Annotated in this window: 12 protein-coding genes; 5 read left to right on the forward strand and 7 right to left on the reverse strand. The window is 51.4% G+C overall.

Features of this window, described 5'->3' with window-relative positions:
• Positions 1 to 65 precede the first annotated feature (65 nt).
• From FH749_10995 to FH749_11025, 7 genes are all read right to left on the reverse strand, one after another.
• On the reverse strand, positions 66 to 776 hold the full coding sequence (locus FH749_10995; GenBank protein MTI95991.1) for a signal peptidase II: 711 nt from the start codon (positions 774 to 776) through the stop codon (positions 66 to 68).
• Between the two features lie 63 nt (positions 777 to 839).
• Positions 840 to 1,799 carry a flippase-like domain-containing protein gene (locus FH749_11000; protein ID MTI95992.1) on the reverse strand — a complete coding sequence of 320 codons (960 nt, stop codon included), beginning with the start codon at positions 1,797 to 1,799 and terminating at the stop codon, positions 840 to 842.
• Positions 1,796 to 2,365 carry a hypothetical protein gene (locus FH749_11005; protein ID MTI95993.1) on the reverse strand — a complete coding sequence of 190 codons (570 nt, stop codon included), beginning with the start codon at positions 2,363 to 2,365 and terminating at the stop codon, positions 1,796 to 1,798. The genes FH749_11000 and FH749_11005 overlap by 4 nt, the downstream gene beginning before the upstream one ends.
• Positions 2,366 to 2,373: 8 nt before the next feature.
• Positions 2,374 to 4,137: a ferrous iron transporter B gene (locus FH749_11010; protein MTI95994.1), complete on the reverse strand. Its 1,764-nt coding sequence runs from the start codon at positions 4,135 to 4,137 to the stop codon at positions 2,374 to 2,376.
• 1 nt (position 4,138) lies between these two features.
• Positions 4,139 to 4,732 carry a ferrous iron transport protein A gene (locus FH749_11015; GenBank protein MTI95995.1) on the reverse strand — a complete coding sequence of 198 codons (594 nt, stop codon included), beginning with the start codon at positions 4,730 to 4,732 and terminating at the stop codon, positions 4,139 to 4,141.
• A complete protein-coding gene (locus tag FH749_11020) occupies positions 4,464 to 5,579 on the reverse strand; it encodes a LysM peptidoglycan-binding domain-containing protein (GenBank protein MTI95996.1) in 1,116 nt (371 codons plus the stop codon). Before FH749_11020 ends, FH749_11015 begins: the two co-directional genes overlap by 269 nt.
• A gap of 122 nt (positions 5,580 to 5,701) precedes the next feature.
• On the reverse strand, positions 5,702 to 6,799 hold the full coding sequence (locus FH749_11025) for an alpha/beta hydrolase (protein ID MTI95997.1): 1,098 nt from the start codon (positions 6,797 to 6,799) through the stop codon (positions 5,702 to 5,704).
• Positions 6,800 to 6,991: 192 nt separating this feature from the next.
• On the opposite strand from FH749_11025, the gene FH749_11030 reads away from it, so the two are divergent.
• The 5 genes from FH749_11030 to FH749_11050 all read left to right on the forward strand — a co-directional run bounded on the left by FH749_11030 (position 6,992) and on the right by FH749_11050 (position 13,261).
• On the forward strand, positions 6,992 to 8,239 hold the full coding sequence (locus FH749_11030; protein ID MTI95998.1) for a DUF58 domain-containing protein: 1,248 nt from the start codon (positions 6,992 to 6,994) through the stop codon (positions 8,237 to 8,239).
• Positions 8,236 to 10,347 (forward strand): DUF4129 domain-containing protein, encoded by a 2,112-nt coding sequence (locus tag FH749_11035; protein MTI95999.1) that lies wholly within the window; start codon positions 8,236 to 8,238, stop codon positions 10,345 to 10,347. The genes FH749_11030 and FH749_11035 overlap by 4 nt, the downstream gene beginning before the upstream one ends.
• A 62-nt stretch (positions 10,348 to 10,409) precedes the next feature.
• On the forward strand, positions 10,410 to 11,936 hold the full coding sequence (gene guaA / locus FH749_11040; GenBank protein ID MTI96000.1) for a glutamine-hydrolyzing GMP synthase: 1,527 nt from the start codon (positions 10,410 to 10,412) through the stop codon (positions 11,934 to 11,936).
• A 320-nt stretch (positions 11,937 to 12,256) separates the two neighbouring features.
• Complete coding sequence (locus tag FH749_11045) at positions 12,257 to 12,883, forward strand: hypothetical protein (GenBank protein ID MTI96001.1); 627 nt, start codon at positions 12,257 to 12,259, stop codon at positions 12,881 to 12,883.
• Between the two features lie 21 nt (positions 12,884 to 12,904).
• Entirely contained in the window at positions 12,905 to 13,261 is a 357-nt protein-coding gene (locus FH749_11050; GenBank protein ID MTI96002.1) for a hypothetical protein, read from the forward strand.
• Positions 13,262 to 13,694: the final 433 nt, after the last annotated feature.

The following is a 13,694-nucleotide window of genomic DNA, read 5'->3' on the forward strand; positions in this document are numbered from 1 at the left end:
TTGCCCATTCGGGGACGGAGGTTATTTGGGCACTTTTCGACAATTTTCGACACGGGCCTGGGCTGCTACTTGCCCAGAGTATGGCGAATCATGCGCAGCAGCAAGGACGGGAACTCACGCAGGGGCGGTTCAGGGATTGGCGATTGCATAGCCTCGGCAATCACAGCGGCCCACCCGAGGGTGAGGTAGAAGTCCTTGAGGTCGGCGGTGAAAAATCCCTGAAAGGTGATGAAATCTACGGTAAATCCCCGCAGAGTCTGGTCGACCAAGGCGCTGAGTGCGCCGCCAAAGATCAGGATCAGGGCCAGGTCTGTGTAGACATTGCGCCGTTTTAGGGCGCCAGTATAATAACTGTACACACACCAGGTAAGGAAGAGAATCAGAACAGCTGCCAGAGACAAAATGGCCAGCGGTATATCCCAGCCCAGGCGGTTAGGTATCCAGGCGGCCTGCATGTTATGGACCTGTTGCAGGGAGAAGCCGGGAATCAGGGGGATTGTCTGGTCCTGAAGGTAATGCACCACCAAGAGCTTGCAGATTTGATCAATAATGGCCAGGCCCAGAGAGAAGAAGAGTAATCTGGTACGTGGTAATGTGGGGCGCGGTATTTTCATGGCTGCCAGTTCTGTAAGTCCACCTGCCAGCCAGAGAAAGGCCAGGGGCAAGATGCCGGAGGCGGTAAAGATTCTGCCGCCGGTGATTAGCTCCAGCAACAGATAGAGTAGCCAGGGCAATAGAAAAGCAAATTTAACCTTAGATGGTTTAAGTATTGTCACGTGTACACCTCCATGCAGCTATTATAGCAAAAACTGCCCCTGAAGGCAGTTTTTATAGTCTTTTTATTTGCTGTCAGCGTAAGAAAATACTGGTCGCAGACGCTGGGCCAAGAGCCAGATAGCGCTGAGCAAAAACACAAACCAGAAGCTCACCAGACGTAGAATCAGGGCCGCCGCCAAACCAAATGCTGCCGGAATGCCAAAGGCACTAAGGCCAGCTGTCATGCTTGCTTCCACGGTTCCCAGGCCGCCGGGCAACAGGGGCACCATCCCCAACATGTAGCTGATGTAGGTTACGGATGCTGCTTGAAAAGCAGTGACCTCCAGGCCAAGATTCGTCCCAATAATGATTGTCTTGGCGGCAAAGAGCATCCAGATTAACAATGCAAGCATCAACTGCCCAGCCAGCCACTGAGGCCGGACGCACATCCGTTTTATCGTTTGTTGGTAGCGGGTAATACCGGAATGGAGACGCGCAGGCAGAAAGCGACTAAATAGCGTCGGTCTGAATACAAGCGAGATTAATAAAAGTAAAAGCATTGCCAAGAACAGCAGGCCTGCTAGTATCGGTTGCCTCAAGCTAGAAAGCGTGCCGACAGTAAACAGGACATGACCTGTGGATAGGAGGGCAAGGCAGGAAAAACCGATTAAACTCAAGGTTTTCTGGGCAGCAGTTATTGCTCCCGCTTCGGCTAATGTTATCCCTGCTTTATCCCGGAGCAGTACTGTCTTTACTGCCTCGCCACCGGCTTTCACAGCCGGGGTCACCGTTTCGACGAAAGTGCCAGCCATCAGGATGCCCATGACCGCTGTCATATCAAGGGAAGAACCGGCTGCAGATATTATCAGTTGCCACTGGCGGGCTATTAAAACAATGGTGAGCAATTGAAGTAGACATAGCAAGAGCAATGTGTTGGGATTGAAACTGAAGAGCACAGTTCCAAGGGTAGAAAAATCAGTTCGCCAGAGCAGAAAAAGTACCGCCGCTATACCGAAAGACACGAGCAAAACGCGCTTATTCATGCGTCAGCATCCAAGGGTTTTGAGAGCAGAATAGAAGAATGCGTCGCCAGGCAATTATGGTTGCGGAGGATACAGTTTATATGCCAGCAGCGATTGGTCAGACAGGTGTATAAATCGTGCAGGTCGCGACGGGGCGGGCGCAAAATAATCCTGGCGCCCCGGGGCAGATTGCGCCAGGCGTGGTTTAGGATTTCAGATTGGGGCTGGGCCTGGCGTGCGATATGCACTAATGTATATTGAGAGAGATCGAAATCACAGCCGTTGGCGCGGAAAATTTGCACTTTGCCTTTGCATTTATGTCTGGAGACGACTCGACGCGCCAGCCGTACTGCAGTAGGGTCACAATCCAGGACATCTACATTGGCGCCTGTCTGGGCGACAATTTCCAGGGCGGTTCCCGGTACCGGTCCGCCGCCGATGCACAGCACCCGATCAGCGCTGCTGATTTTTGTCAGGCGTAATTCCCTATTAACCAGACCTTGATAATACTGGTTATAGACATGGACAGCCAGGGGCCAGGGGGCAAGAAAACGTTCCAGTATGGCAGTGCATACGGCAATCATCATTTCACCCCTTAGCTAAAGATACCGATTAGCAGCGTGCCCAATTGATTGATAAGGCCTGCTATCGTAAACGCTGATGCGATAGTGAATAAGCCGGTGAGCAAGGCAACTTTGAGGTTAAACTCTCTGATTATTACAGCAAACACCGAGAGACAGGGCACGTAGAGTAACGCAACTACGGCGCCGGTAAAGAGTTGCAAGGTTGTGAGGTCCAGTTCAAGAAGCGGCAGAACTCCCAATTCCCGGCGCACAACACCCAGAAGGAGACCTAAAGTGGCTTCCGCTGGCAGCCCGAGCCAATTAACCACCAGGGGTTCTACAACCGGCGCCACATGGTTCAGAATTCCTGTTTCCGCAACCAGCGCCGCAAAGGCGATACCCAAGAGCATGGGGATTTCTGCTTCTAGCATGAAATGTTTTGTGCGCAGCCAGATTTTTTTGCCCAAGGCCTGGGGATTGGGTTTGAGCAAGTTGGGAATCTCCAATAGCATGGGATCAATCCGTCCCGGCAGCCAGCGGTTGAGCAAGCTGCCGACGGCAATAATTATCAGCACTGAGAACATGTAGACAGCGATTAGGGCAGCCAGTGAACGGTCCCCCAAAAGAGCGATAAAAGCGCCGGTTTGGGCCGCACACGGTACAGCCAAGGCAACAAGAAACGTAACCATCAAGCGTTCTTTATAACTTGTGGCCGCTCTTGTGCCCAGGATTGCAGGCACGGCGCAGCCATAACCCATGATAAAGGGGACGATATTGGCTCCCTGGATCCCTACCCGGCGCAAACTGGCGTCCATGAGCACTCCCAGCCGGGGCATATAACCACTGTCCTCCATGAGCGAGAGGGCGACATAAAATAGAAATACATAGGGTAAAATCAGGGCAAATGGCCATTCGATTCCCTTGATTAACACCCCGTACTCGCCAATCAGAATATCCTGCCAGATTCCTTCCGACAGCCCATCACCGATGATTCGTGAGATAAAGGGGACATAGTAATTATCCAATAATGGCAGTAAGACTAATGCCCGGAGTGCCTTGCCTCCACCTACGACCAGTCCCATGGTGGCCAACAACACCATAGCTGCGATGGGCAGGCCGGGGAATGGGCGCAGTGAGGCGTTACCCAGTCGCTCCCAGAACCCGGGAGTGTGGTTGGTCTCATTTTGAGTGTGGGTGGCAATTGATTCTGCCCGTTGCCAGCGCTCCTCTTTACTTAGCGCGGGAGTACTTTGCTTGGCGGGTTTCTGAGCTGCCAGCCAGGCATTATCCAGCAAGTCCCTGAGGCCGAGGTTGCGTGTGGCAACTGTCGCGATCACTGGCGCACCCAGTGCACTTTCTAGAGCCTGGACATCGATTTCGATGCCCCGTTCCCGGGCAACATCTCCCAGGTTGAGGGCATAGACAATTGGGATGCCCCGGGCAGCCACCTGAAAGGCAAGATCCAGATTGCGTTCCAGGTTGGAGGCGTCTAAGACGCAGATAACGGCATCGGCGCCTTCCTCGAGCATCTGTGCGGCTACATCTTCTGCTGGTGAAGTAACTTCATCCAGGGAATAGATACCCGGCACGTCGATGAGGGTGGCTTTTTTACCCATGTACTTGACGGTCCCCCGGGTATAGGAAACCGTGGTGCCAGTATAATTGGCGGTGAGTACATCCATGCCTGTGAGTTTAGAAAAAATAACGCTTTTGCCCACATTAGGGTTACCCATGAGCAAAAGCCGGGTTTGGTGATTATGTTCCGTTGGGGACTGGGGAGTATTATGACAGTCCATGTTAGTTTTGCTCCACTATAATTTCTGCGGCCAGGCTGCGATCCACGGCTACGCAGCGACCTTTGATTTCTACGACCAGGGGACCGCCCAAAGGCTGCTGCGTTACTACTGACACGGCAGCGCCTTCCCGGATTCCCAGTGATTGGAGGAGCTTTACCCGGGGAAGCCGTTTAATCAGGTAGCTTTGTTTGTGTTTGACTTCTGAGAGCGGCATAAAGATACCACCTTCTAAATGAGAATCGTTCTCATATAGACAGGTTAAATATAGCATACTTTGGCGTTTCTGGCAATGGAAAAACCGCGGTTTGTTCCCGCGGTTTAAATGATTACTTGCCAATTGCTTTCTGGACGTTGGCTTGATGTCCCGGTTCTTCTTGCTGGTTAAAGTGGTTTTTGCTGCCCAAAAAGTGGATGCAGGAGTGGCCCGGGAAGTTATTATTGTAAATCGATTGAATGTCGTGGGGCATGCCATTGATGGAGGCAGCGAACCGATGTCCATTGACTTCCACAACGACTGGGCGGAATGCCCAGCTCCACTGGTAATTGTAGATTTGGTGCATTTTTGCAGTATCTGCCGCTGTTGCTGGCTCCACATCAGTGTGCAGGTAACCGCTCAGCCGGACAACGTTATAGGAGATGCCGGTGGCAATATCAGTCACCTTAGCGGTGGTGCCGATGGGGAATTCGACATTCACATAATCCCAGTGGGCGGCGACGGCGCCGCTGCCCCGTTCACTGCCAACAACCAACTGCTGGCCAACGCGAATGATATATGGTGAGCTGAGGTTGTTTAAATCTGCCAATCTGGCAACCGTAGTGTTGTAACGGCTTGCCAGTGCTGATAAGGTATCGCCTGCGACCACAGTGTGGGTGGCGTCCTGGTAGGGGTCCGGGATTTCCCGGGGTGTTCCCTGGATAATCAGGGTCTGTCCTACAAAGAGCGTGTCCGGATTGCTGAGGTTGTTCAAACGCATGATTTCGCTGACAGTTGTTTGATACTTATGGGCAATCAGGCCCAGCTGATCCCCGGCTTTGACTGTGTAGGTGATTTGGGAAGGTTGCTGGGGTTCTTGCGGCTGAGATTGATCCCCTGGCAGTTCGAGAACTTGTCCTACCTGAATTAAGTCAGGATTGCTGATGTTGTTGATGCTCACCAACTGATTGACGGTGGTGTTATTACGGCTGGCAATCAGACTGAGTGTATCGCCGCTTTTGACGATGTAAGTACTTTGCTTTTCTGCTACTTTCAACACCTGTCCGGCGCGGATCAGGTTCGGGTTGCTAATGTTATTGAGGCTGACCAGTTTGTTGACAGTTGTGTTGTGGCGCCCGGCTATGCCAGAGAGGGTGTCGCCGGTTCTGACTGTATAGGTGGCGCCCAACGCGCTGGCGGGGGCCATGGCTACTAAGAGACCGAGGGTAACTATAGCAGATTTCTTCACAAATTCAACTCCTTCCCGTGTTATGTCAACAATTGTAACACTAACTATTGCTGCGGGTAACCAGCAATTATTGGCATCAAGTCGACATAACAAAGCCCGCCGTGGGGCGGGCCTTGGGGAAGTTAATCTGCTAACACCTCTCGCTTAATAGCAACCAATGTCTCAAGATATTTTTCCGGTTCCTCGTAATTGGGGCTGTGACTGGACTCGTGAAACCACTCTAGTTTTTTGCCGGGGGCGGAAATGGTGTTATAGAATTCTTCAACCAGTGAGAAGGCCGTTACATAGTCATGGGCCCCAGTAAGGAACCAAACCGGGACTGCCAGTTCACTGACGTCGCCTGCGATATCCAGCGCCAGCAAAGTGTCCCAGAGGTGCTCGGCGGACTGCCTGTTGCCTCGAATCGAATTCACGGAGTCGACAATGCTGTATTCCGGAGTGAAGAATATGGTTTCCAGGATATCCCGTGTATTCGCACCTTGCTCTTTGGGGCTATATACTTCGCCGCCAAATTCATGCAGCCATTTTCTTTGGACGCTTAGGGGCTCGGCGTAGCCTTCTGTCGGCCAGGGTGGCGGGTCGATTGCCTCCAGTTCGGCGAGGGCTTCGACGTGGTCCAATTTACGGGCCGTTTCCAAAGTGAATTCATAGGAGATTTGCTCCGATTTTTTAAAGTTCACAATCTGACTGATGCCGATATAAGCGTGATAGAGTTCTGGGTGTTGGGCTACAGTATAAATGCCCACGGCGCTACCCCAGGAATGCCCTGCCAGAAAGAGCTTCTCTTTTTCCAACTCGTCCTGCAAGTAGATGCTGAGGTCTTTGGTGTCTTCGATCAATTGCTCCAAGGTCAAGGTTTCATCATACACATCTTTGTCCCAAGATTTGCCTGTGCCCCGCTGGTCCCAATGGACCACCACAAAATGCTCTTCCAGGGCCAGATTATAGCGAAAATGCATGGGGATAGCTGTGGCCCCTGGGCCTCCGTGGACGAAGAGGAGTACGGGGTTGTCTCTGTCCTGGCCCCGTATGGAAATCCATTGCTCAACACCGCCTAACTTCAGCCATCTCTGTTCTTCGATGCCGTTGGCGGTGGTAATCTTTGCGTCATTACGTCCCTGGTGTTTGTTATATTCCACATAGCCGATGACAGCAGCAGTCGCAGTAATCAGCAAAGCGAGACAGACAATCAGAATGTACTTCAGGATTTTCATAATCATGGTTATCCCTCCCTTTCTGCATCTTACATTAATTTGGCGCCTCTGTGAGGGTGGTTACGGGATTGCGTTAAGCTTGTAAGCTTAGTGTAAAATGTTGCCGATGTAACAAAAGCTGGAACTTACCCGTCTAGAGTATAAGGGTAATTTATCGGCTATGAAGGCCCCATTGTAATCGGGGGATATGATAAAATTATGTTCAGGAAGCAAGCTAGCAAGGGAAGCAGCAGGGAGGTAGAAAGCATGGCCAAGTTCACCCGCGAATTCTGGCTGTTACCGCTCTTCGCCAGTGTCGCCCTGATCTTTGCAGGTTGGGAGTATGCGCCATTGGTGTGGTTTTTGTTTTATGTCTGCGCCGGCTGTATCGTCCTCAGTCTGGCGTATAGGTTGCTGCCCTGGTCTGTGCAAATTGCCCGGGAAATCAAATACGGGCGTTCCCGCTATGTCGAGGCCGGTAGCTCGATTGCAGTAAAGCTGCGGGCAGAAAACAAGGGTCAATTGCCAATACCCTGGCTGGTTGTTCGCGACGGCGTGCCCAGGACAATAGGCAAATCTGAAGCACATTCAGCGGAGGAACGGGCGCTGTGGCTGTGGCCCGGCAAAGGGAAAACGCTAACATATACCCTTGACGATATGCCCCGGGGAGTGCATAGCTGGGAGTTTTCAGAGCTACTGGCCGGCGACCCGTTGGGCCTGGTGCTGTTTCAAAACCGGGTATGGGACGCCAGCCAATTGGTGGTCTACCCGCGTACTGTGGCCCTGGATACATGGCAATTCTTTCCCCGACGGGTGGACGGCAGCGCCGCTGCCAAGAACAGCCATAATCACGACCAGTCCCAACTGGTAGGTGTCAGGGAATACCGTCCTGGTGACCGCCTGAGCATGATACATTGGAAGACCAGTGCCAGGACTGGCATCTTGCATTCCAAGGAATTTTCTCCGTTATTGATGGACTCGTCCCTGGTGGTTCTCGATTGCAGCGCTAGTGCCTGGGAAGAGGGCTTCAACCCCCTCTATGAAGAGGCGGTCACCGTTGCGGCCTCGCTGGTGCGGGCCGCATGGTTACAGAGGATTCCGGTGCAGTTCCACAGTAATCAGGTTGCCGGGCAAACCCGCCTGGGAGTTGCAAACTCTGCTGAGTACACCCGATTCTTGCTGCACATGGCCGCTATTCAGCCCTCAGGAAAACAGCCTTTGAGTCAGTCAATTTACAATGAGCTGATGACCAATGGAATAAATATTATTGTGGTCACACCGGTGATTGGCGGCCGGTTGCAGCGGATGTTGATGCGCTTGGCCGGCAAGGGTAACACCGTGACTGTGATCAGAGTTGATGATCGCGCTGCCCGCGCAAACACCCGGCTCAATGCGGCCAGCAATTTCAACATTCTCACAGTCGGCAGGGCTGAAGAGCTGCAGGCAGTCAGGAGGGGCAGTGCATGAAACTCAAGGGTAATTTACTATTTAACATAATCTGCTACCTGTGGCTCACAATGCTGGTTCTGGGGCTCAGTGTGACTTTACAGTTTGCAAACCGGGGCACAATTTTGTTTGCGGTCATCTTCTTTTCGCTTGTTGACCTGGTCCTGGAGCGGGTATTACCTGGTATCGCAGTAAAACTGCTTGTATCGCTGTTGCTCATCCATCGCACCTTCTACGTGGGCAGTTTTTTGGACCAGCGTTGGCTGGGTTGGTTGTGGCATGATATGCATCAGGATTGGTTGTTTCTGCAGAATCGCGGGTTCTTGCAACTCTCACCTGTTAGCAGCCTTGTTATGATTCTGTTTTTGGCGATGGTGCTCCAAAGCTTATACTTTGTGTTTCTTTCCCGGCGCCGGGGTGCGCTGCCCCTCTTGTTTCTGGGAGCGGTGCTGCTCACCTTCAGCTCAATGTTTTTCCGCATCGAAATTGGCGGCTATTTATTTGTCTATATTCTGTTGGGGTTGGTGGTGATGGCCACAACTCATATTCAGCGCAATTTCGCCATTCCCCTGGAGCGCTGGCTCAGTGTCCTAGTGATAGTTGCCCTCTGCCTCACCTCTGTGGCTTGGGCGCTGCCTGCCCACGAGCCGCGTTTGGGTGATTTGTATCAGGAGTTGAAGACACGCTGGGATGAATGGCGAGATAATGGTGAGGACACCGAGCCGGTTCGGGTGGAGATTGGTTATGGAGTATATGATACCAATCTGGGCAGCCCGCTTAGCACCTCTTATTCGCCGATGCTGGCGGTTACATCGCCAGTGTCTGTGTACTTGCGTGGTGAATCCAAGGACTTCTATACCGGTAGCGGTTGGCGTTCTAGCGGTCGCCCCCGTTTCCACCCAGAACCCGGGGCCAATTTGGCGCCAGAGGAAATTGAGGGCGAGGAGGTTCTGATTACTGTTTCTGTGCTAGATACGCTGCCCGGAGTTGTTTTTACCCCCCGGTATCCGCTAACTGTAAATTACGATGGTGTCGATGCTCGCCTGCAATTGGAGGGGGAAGCCAACCCCTTTGGCGATTATGACCTGCGATTGACGCGCAATTTGCGGCAAGGCGACACTTATACCATCTATGCCCTCTTGCCCGATGATGATCCCGAACATCTGCGCACACTGGGCATGGATCAGGCAGCACAGCGTTACCTACAACTGCCCTCGCTGCCGGAACGGGTCAGCGAGCTGGCTGAAGAAATAGCCGGCGCTTATGATAATCATTATGATCAGATAGCGGCGCTGGTCAACTACCTGCGCAACAATTACTCATACACCCTGGATACACGACAGCCCCCAAGCGCCAGTGACTTTGTGGACGATTTTTTGTTTGAACTTCAGGAAGGTTACTGTGTGCACTTCTCATCTGCCCTGGTTGTAATGGCCCGATCCCTAGATATTCCTGCCCGTTGGGTTAAAGGGTTCAACGCCGGTGAAAACACGGGCTATGATTATTTTATCATGGCCAGACATGCCCATGCCTGGGCTGAGGTATGGTTTGATGATTATGGTTGGGTGCCATTTGAGCCCACTCCTGGCACCGGTTCAGCGCCAGAAGGTGGGGCGCCTGTCGGAAATGGAAATGGCGCAGATAATGGCTCCGAAACAATTGCGCCCGGTGAACCCCACGTGCCCCCAGAGCCAACCCCACCCGAAGATCCTCGATTGCCTGAGGGGGAACCGGTTGAAACGCCAGCGGGGAGGGCGCCCTTTGCAATTCAATTCGATTTTAATTTATGGTGGCTCGCAGCCCTGACACTGATTGGCCTGCTGGCAGGCGGAATTGTCTACCAGGTCCGGCGGGTCCCCCGGGCTGAAAAGGAATATGCCCGTTTGCAAGGTCGGCTTGCCCTGTTTGGCTGGCAGCGTTGGTGTTGGGAAACTCCCCGGGAGCATGTTGCCCGCGTCCAACAGTCCCTACCCGGCGGGGATGCTTTGGCCCGGCTGGTGGCAATGCTGGAAGGTGCGGTTTATGGCGGCCATAACCTGGACCGTGACAAATTCAGGACCTTGAGCAAGGAGTTTTCGCATTTCCGGCTGGCGAAGAATAGGATTCGGCACCTCGTCAAGCGGCACTAAGTTGACAAATAACAGGATTATATGAAAGAATAACGCATAATTCGGGAGCTGAGGTGACAGAAATGGATAAAAGACCTGTGGTGATACTTGATTTTGGTGGCCAATACAGCCGCTTGATTGCCCGGCGTATCCGGGAATTAAAACTTTGGTCGGAAATCTTGCCCTGGAATGCCAGCGTTGAACAGATTGCTGCCCACAATCCCCAGGCGTTGATTCTTTCCGGGGGACCGGCCAGCGTCTATAGCGAGGATGCACCTACCCTTAACCCTGGGGTTCTGGACAGGGGGTGGCCGGTGTTGGGTATTTGCTATGGTATGCAGTCACTTGTTAAGCTTGCCGGCGGCACGGTGCAGCGGGCGCCCAAGCGGGAATATGGCGTGATGCCGGTGGATTTTGATGAGCATCCTTTGTTTGCCGGTCTTGAGCATCCTTTCCGGGCGCTGATGAGTCATAGCGATTTTATCAGTCAGGCGCCGGATGGGTTTCGGACCATAGCCGCTACTGCTTCCACTCCTGTGGCTGCAATTGCCGATGATGAGCGCAAGATCTATGGTGTGCAGTTTCACCCCGAAGTGGCCCACACAGGCCAGGGGGCTGAACTCTTGGGCAATTTTTTGTTTAAACTCTGTGGCTTAAAGGAAAACTGGTCGATGGCTGATTACATAACCGAGACTGTTGCCGCAATTCAGGATCAGATTGGCGATAATCCGGTGATTTGCGGCCTCAGTGGCGGTGTTGATTCCGCAGTTTCTGCAGCGCTCGTCCACCGCGCTGTTGGCGACCAACTAACCTGTTTCTTCGTCGATCACGGTCTGTTGCGGCATAACGAAGCTGAAGAAGTGATGTATACATTTGCCGACAAGGGGATTAAGATACTAAAAATTGATGCCCGGGAGCGGTTTCTCACTGCCCTCAGCGGTCTCATTGACCCGGAGGCCAAGCGCAAAGCGATCGGCACTCAATTTATCAGGGAATTTGAAGCTACGGCACGTAAACTGGGGGATGCCAAATTTCTTGTCCAGGGGACGGTTTATCCCGATGTTGTGGAGAGCGGTTCTGGTGGTTCCCAGACAATTAAAAGCCATCATAATGTTGGCGGTTTGCCTGAGGATATGGAATTTGAGCTCTGTGAGCCGGTGCGCGAGTTGTTTAAAGACGAAGTGCGGGAAGTTGGCAGCCGTCTAGGCCTGCCGGACGAAATCGTCTGGCGTCAACCCTTCCCCGGGCCCGGTCTCGGCATCCGTGTCCTGGGCGAAGTGACAGCGGAGCGCCTGGAAATAGTCCGGGCCGCCGACGCGATTGTCAGGGAAGAGATTGCTGCTGCCGGCTTGGATCGGGAAGTGTGGCAGTATTTCGCCGTTTTGCCTGGTGTCCAAAGCGTTGGCGTCATGGGCGACGCCCGCACGTATCAGGAATTAGTGGCGGTACGAGCAGTGACCAGTGTCGATGGCATGACCGCCGACTGGGCCCGTATTCCCTGGCCGGTGCTGGAGCGAATTTCGCAAAGGATTGTCAACGAGGTTGACCATGTGAACAGAGTTGTCTACGATATTACCGGCAAACCGCCGGGAACAATTGAATGGGAATAGTAGCAAGAAAGCCAAAAACCCCGCGTTAGCGGGGTTTTTGTGATGTGGTGGCCAAGAATGATAACATTCTATTATTCAGGGGGAATAATTCCATCATCCTACTATTTAGCCTGACATTTCCCCAACGCTATTTGCTATATTTGGGGTTTCTTGTTTGTTTGCGCCTTGCATCTACGATATAATTATTATAATAAATTACCACTTTATGGTTTTGAATGTAACCTAAATGGTGAAATATGTCGAAGTTTGTAGTGCGAAAATTCTTGACAGGGGGGGAGATGCCTTACCCTTAAGGTATAAAATTTAAGGAGATGATTGCTGTGTTCAAGAAGATGCTTGGTGTAGTACTTGTTTTGATGCTCGTCGCCGTTACCACTACTCCTGCTTTCGCGCATAGTAACCCCCTAGAAGATAAAGAGTACTATTTATCAGACGTTGCTCTATCTGACGCAGACCAACTGTTTTTAGAGAAAGTTGTATCTGTTGGTGCGTTTTTTGAACTTGACAGTGCCACAAATAATCTATCCATAACTTTGACAGAATACGAGTTAGTTAATGAATATGAGTTCACTCAAGACGAATATGACAGATTAATGACAGATGTAGTTGGAACAAGTTCTCCTATGAACCCAGATTTAGTACAACCAAACCTTCATGTAAGTGGTGGTGCTCTATACATTAGCCATACTGATTTGATAGTTGGTAGTGCTGCAGTGCTAGTCACAGCGGCGCAGGCAGGGCCAGTTGCACTTAGTGCTGCCTTGACTGCACTTGCGAGCGTAGTTGGTGGACCAGTAGGAACAATCCTAGGTGTAATAGTATCGGTGGCAGCATTACCATCACTTACAGAATTGGCTGGGCGGATAATCTTTGCAGTGGCAACAGGACAAGGTATTTATATCAAACCGGTTCTTTGGTATCCTCCTTTGGAAATGGGTTACTGGTAAACCAAAAAATGAGGTGATTTTGTGCAAAATAAAACCCTACTTACAAATTTGTCCCTGATTGGCTATGTTGGGCTACTTGTATCGATAGCTGGGTTCTATGGTTATTATCTTCCACATGACGATGCCTTCCTTCTGCCATGGCTGTTAATTGCACTTTTTAGCTCAGCCTTGCTAGGCTATAAGAACTACAAGGTTTATCAGGCAACAAAAAGCAAATTATTTCTCCTGGATCCTATCTTTACTTTAGTGTTTTTGTACTTGCCATCTGTCATCTCTCTACCAAGGGGGTTGTCAATTCTCCTTCCGATTCTCGCTGGTGCAGCGTTTGCCTTGATATTAGTAAATTTAACGTTTCACCCATGGAAAAAAGAAGCCTAAACGACAAACGGATGAGTAACTAACCCCTTGTTTTGTACAGCGTGAACCCGTTGCGCTTACGCCTGTTTTTGCTAGAAAGAAGGAGACACCCGTAACCTAAACTGTCCAATCAAGTAGAAAGGGCGGAAAAAAACCATGGCGTCAACCATCCATTTGGTTGGCGTCATGGTATATTTACTGTCCAACTCAGGATGTTTGTTTATGGCAATCTAGAATTAGCGAGTTTGGCAACTAAAATTTAATAGTCCGCTCCAAAATAGAGGAGCCCCGGCATAGCATCCCAAATTAAACCTCTTGACCGCTAAATCAGGAGGTATGAAAGGAATGCTAACCGTGGCTCGTATTGATTGTATCAAAGAACAACGTGAAGTAGAAGGATTATCTGTAAGTCAAATCGCAAAATCTCATAACATATCTTGGGCAACAGCTAAGA

The sequence above is a fragment of the Bacillota bacterium genome (assembly GCA_009711825.1).
Taxonomy (GTDB): domain Bacteria; phylum Bacillota; class Proteinivoracia; order UBA4975; family VEMY01; genus VEMY01.